The sequence below is a fragment of the Paenibacillus sp. PsM32 genome (genome assembly GCF_030433815.1).
In the GTDB taxonomy this organism is placed as follows: Bacteria; Bacillota; Bacilli; order Paenibacillales; family Paenibacillaceae; genus Saccharibacillus; species Saccharibacillus kyungheensis.
On sequence record NZ_JARUWY010000031.1, the window covers coordinates 1 to 3,769 of the forward strand.

5 protein-coding genes are annotated in these 3,769 nt (G+C 36.4%); all 5 read right to left on the bottom strand.

Annotation, left to right across the window (positions count from 1 at the left end; genetic code table 11):
• Positions 1–82: 82 nt before the first annotated feature.
• The 5 genes from liaF to QCD85_RS23575 all read right to left on the bottom strand — a co-directional run bounded on the left by liaF (position 83) and on the right by QCD85_RS23575 (position 3,436).
• On the bottom strand, positions 83–751 hold the full coding sequence (liaF, locus tag QCD85_RS23555) for a cell wall-active antibiotics response protein LiaF (protein WP_273613546.1): 669 nt from the start codon (positions 749–751) through the stop codon (positions 83–85).
• A 172-nt stretch (positions 752–923) separates the two neighbouring features.
• Positions 924–1,661, bottom strand: a complete 738-nt coding sequence (locus QCD85_RS23560) for a PspA/IM30 family protein (protein WP_301264076.1) — start codon at positions 1,659–1,661, stop codon at positions 924–926.
• Position 1,662: 1 nt separating this feature from the next.
• Positions 1,663–2,163 carry a PspC domain-containing protein gene (locus QCD85_RS23565; RefSeq protein ID WP_301264077.1) on the bottom strand — a complete coding sequence of 167 codons (501 nt, stop codon included), beginning with the start codon at positions 2,161–2,163 and terminating at the stop codon, positions 1,663–1,665.
• A gap of 1 nt (position 2,164) precedes the next feature.
• Complete coding sequence (locus QCD85_RS23570; RefSeq protein WP_274171903.1) at positions 2,165–2,836, bottom strand: PspA/IM30 family protein; 672 nt, start codon at positions 2,834–2,836, stop codon at positions 2,165–2,167.
• 270 nt (positions 2,837–3,106) lie between these two features.
• On the bottom strand, positions 3,107–3,436 hold the full coding sequence (locus QCD85_RS23575) for a hypothetical protein (RefSeq protein ID WP_274171902.1): 330 nt from the start codon (positions 3,434–3,436) through the stop codon (positions 3,107–3,109).
• Between the last annotated feature and the right edge of the window lie 333 nt (positions 3,437–3,769).

Sequence of the window (3,769 nt, forward strand, 5' to 3'; positions counted from 1 at the left end):
TACTGCTACTGCTACTGCTACTGCTACTGCTACTGCTACTGCTACTGCTACTGCTGTAAAAGTTTACTTTTGTATAAACAGATTACGAGGATAATCGAATATTTAGATCTCCTGCAATATATGAAATAACCAACTTCACTTTTTGTTTACTGGTAGCATAATTAGCTGATTTCCATTGCAATCGATTCTGCACTCCTTGTTGTCGTTCTGCTATAGGATAGCCATTCGATTCACAGCCAATCTGACCAAACAATAAATATGCTTCAATTTCTACACCATAATCTTCTGGTATCGAAAAGTCCAGATCTCCTAATATTCCTTGAAAATAAAGAACAGTCTCCGATTCATCAGGCATAGCCAGCGACAGATCACAATCAATATCTCCTATAGCGTGCCATGAACTAGAACTTTGCATCATCCACGGTTCACGATCATAACGCATATTTGTGATAAATCCTTGTTTCAAACGATATGGTTGTCCCCGATGTGCTTTATTAGCATGTACATAAAACCATCCTAACGATATCAAAGTAACCCCGACTACAATCATCAAATGATCTAATAACAATAACCCTAAGCCTATTCCGCCGAAAATATACCCTTGTCTCATCGCTCCACTACGTAAACGCATAATTCCAATTAGCAACAAAAGAAGTGCGGCAACCGTAAAAAAGCCAAATGATACACCCAAAAGCACCTGCAAGCCAATCGCAATTAATAACACTGCAAATATTTTTCTTTTTCTTCCCATAACCGCACCTCCTTTACTGCTAATAATAGAAAAGCCATACCCGCATGATGACACATACGCTGTATGGCTTCGCCTGTTCTAGCATATCATATTGTCATTTTAATAACTATGATTTACATCTATGAATAGCTATATCATATCTATGAACACTTAGTCTGCTCAAAAGAACAAATTAATATTGTGTATCTTCTTTAGAAAGAGATGGACCTTCAGATGGATTAGATTCAATGGTTTTAGGTGCCAATTTACTTTTCAGCAAATTCAATTGCTCATCCACTCTAAGTTGTTTTTCTGCATCTTCTGCACTCACATACGGGCTTGATCCATAACCAGAACGGTAAGGAGCACGAATTACATCTGCTTCTGCTTCCATTTGCATAATTTTTTCTTCCATGCGGTTAAATCCAAGCGAAGCGCCGCCTTTATCAATTGAATTTACAGAACTTACTTGAGCCATTTGTTTTTTCGCTTTTGCCATTTGAGCACGAGAAACCAATTCATTACGTTTGTTACGCATTTTGTAGAATTCGTCTTTCATTTCATGCAATTGGTTCATCATATCTGTCACTTGCTCTTTAGCTTGGCTATGCATTTCAGAATACTCAGTGAATTTTTGATCAAAATACAACTTTTCTTCTAGCAATTTACGTGCCACTTCTTCTTGACCATTTTTAAGTGCAGCGGTTGCTTGGCTTTCACGTTGCATACCTACACGTGCAGCTTCATCAAAACGTTGTTTCATACGACGTTCATTAGCCATTTGTTTAGCTACAGTAACCTCTGCTTGATGAATTTCTGCTTCCATATCACGCAGATATTGATTTAACATTACAATTGGATCTTCTACCTTATCTAGTAAATCATTCACCGATGCCTTAGTCATATCTTTCAATCTTTTAAAAACTCCCATATTATAAATCTCCCTTCTCATATTGAGCGACTTTTTTTCTTAATTGTTCTACTTCTTTACGTAAAGCTTTATTTTCAATACCTTCCATCATCGAATCAAGATCACCATTTGATTTGGATGTCTGATCTGGAGCTTGTTGTGGAGGGCGATTTTTCCCAAAATAACGAGAATTGCTTTTGTGTGGAGCATCATACGTATTAGGTTCATACGCATTTTGTGAAGTACCCCAGTATCCGCCATAACTTTGACGCGGACCATAACGATCTTCTTGATATTCTTCATGAAAAGGACTTTGTTCAAAAGGACGATATACTGGCGGTTGTTTAGGTACAATCAATGCAGCAATAATATAGATCAGCACTGTCGTTGTTCCGGTAAAAGGAATACTTAATATTAACAGAACCCGCAACAACGTAGGATTAATCTGAAAATATTCAGCTAGACCGCCACTAAGTCCCGTCAAAATCCGATCATGATTTGAACGATATAACTTCGGACGCATATTACTCCTCCTTACGATCTGCATCAAGCTTACGTCTTAACCGTTCCAATTCCTCATCTAACGACACACCATTCGTTGTGCCTGAACCAGAAGAATAAGAATCACCATTTCGCAAATCCCGTAATGCTTTGGCTTCAATCTCCCAATCGGAAATGCGATCTTCTAATCGTCCAAATGCTTGTGGTGTGCTTTGTACCGCATTACCAAAACGACGATTCATCTGTTGTTGCAAACGAAGAGTCTCCATACGAGCATAATAATACTCACGTTTGCTATAGACTGCTTGGTACTCTGATTTTAATGTATTTAATTGAGCCTGTACTTCTCGCAAAGCTTCTGTATTTTGATCCAACAATTCAGAATACTGATTTTCTTTTTCTTCATACATCACTTTTTCTTGCAAAGCCATACGAGCCAAATCTTCTTCTTCAGCCTGTAGAGCTAACATCGCTTGTTCTTCGCGCTTTTGACGCATCGCAGATGCCTGATCTACATGTTGTTTTAACTGACGTGTATGTTGAGTCACATGATGCTGCAATTGTTCAGCTTCTGTAATAGCACGTCGTGTATCTAAAAGAAATTGATCAATCATTCTCACAGGATCTTGACTCTGTTCTAATCTTTCATTTAAAGTAGCCACTGTAATATCACGTACACGTTTAAAAACGTTCATGAATAATTGCTCCCTCCCTTGCTTGATCACAAGTGATCTTTTTTGATATTCATCTATATCGTATTGCATCATATCGAACAAGTATGAATAACAGATGAAATCAACTATTAATAATATTTTACTACTTTTTTCAAAAATAACTTACAATATTTCGTAATAACATCTTATTATCTTTATATCGTACAATATAAATCGCTTTATTAGAATGTTACCCATTCACAGCTTGTACATCAACAATAAGAAGTGATTTACATAAAGAATATAATCTGTTTAGAACATTCTATTCTGTTCTTGTTGATGATGACGATTTTTTAGTAATGAATAGCCCCACCATATTAATGCGATTCCAATAGCAGGCCCGATAATCCAAGACAATTTAGCAAACAGGATACATGCACCTATAACGGATAATGCAATTCCCAAAAATCGATGTCCGCTTTGTAAAGCATAATATCCAAGTACAAGTAATGCGACTGGAAATAATAGTCCTATCAGATAACTGAGTAGACTATGTACTTCGGGTAAAAATTTGCCAAAAACCATCAACACACCGATGAAAATTAATGCAAAAGCAGCTATACTTTTACGATTTATGCGCAAATGTTCCACCTCCTTTACCTCGTTATTGGTATTCATCATTTTTGGTATACACTTCTTAGATGTTGATCTTTAGTCAAATAACAATACTTTAAGATTGTAAAGCAAGTACCTTTTCACTTTCCTATCTGGTTGTAGCAAATGTTGCCTTTGCCTTATATACACATTGTAAAGTAGAATTGTATTCTGCAAAATGGACTACAGGTGGTTTTTTATCCTAGACCTTAGACGGGGAGCCCTTGTGCATTATCAGTTTAACTTATACATATATTCAATTTAAGTACATACTACATACTACATACTACATACTACATACTACATACTACATACTACATA

Bases quoted from the DNA above. Each gene is read 5' to 3' on its own strand.
- QCD85_RS23570 (WP_274171903.1), bottom strand. From the start codon at position 2,836: ATGAACGTTTTTAAACGTGTACGTGATATTACAGTGGCTACTTTAAAT.
- liaF (WP_273613546.1), bottom strand. From the start codon at position 751: ATGGGAAGAAAAAGAAAAATATTTGCAGTGTTATTAATTGCGATTGGC.
- QCD85_RS23565 (WP_301264077.1), bottom strand. From the start codon at position 2,163: ATGCGTCCGAAGTTATATCGTTCAAATCATGATCGGATTTTGACGGGA.
- QCD85_RS23560 (WP_301264076.1), bottom strand. From the start codon at position 1,661: ATGGGAGTTTTTAAAAGATTGAAAGATATGACTAAGGCATCGGTGAAT.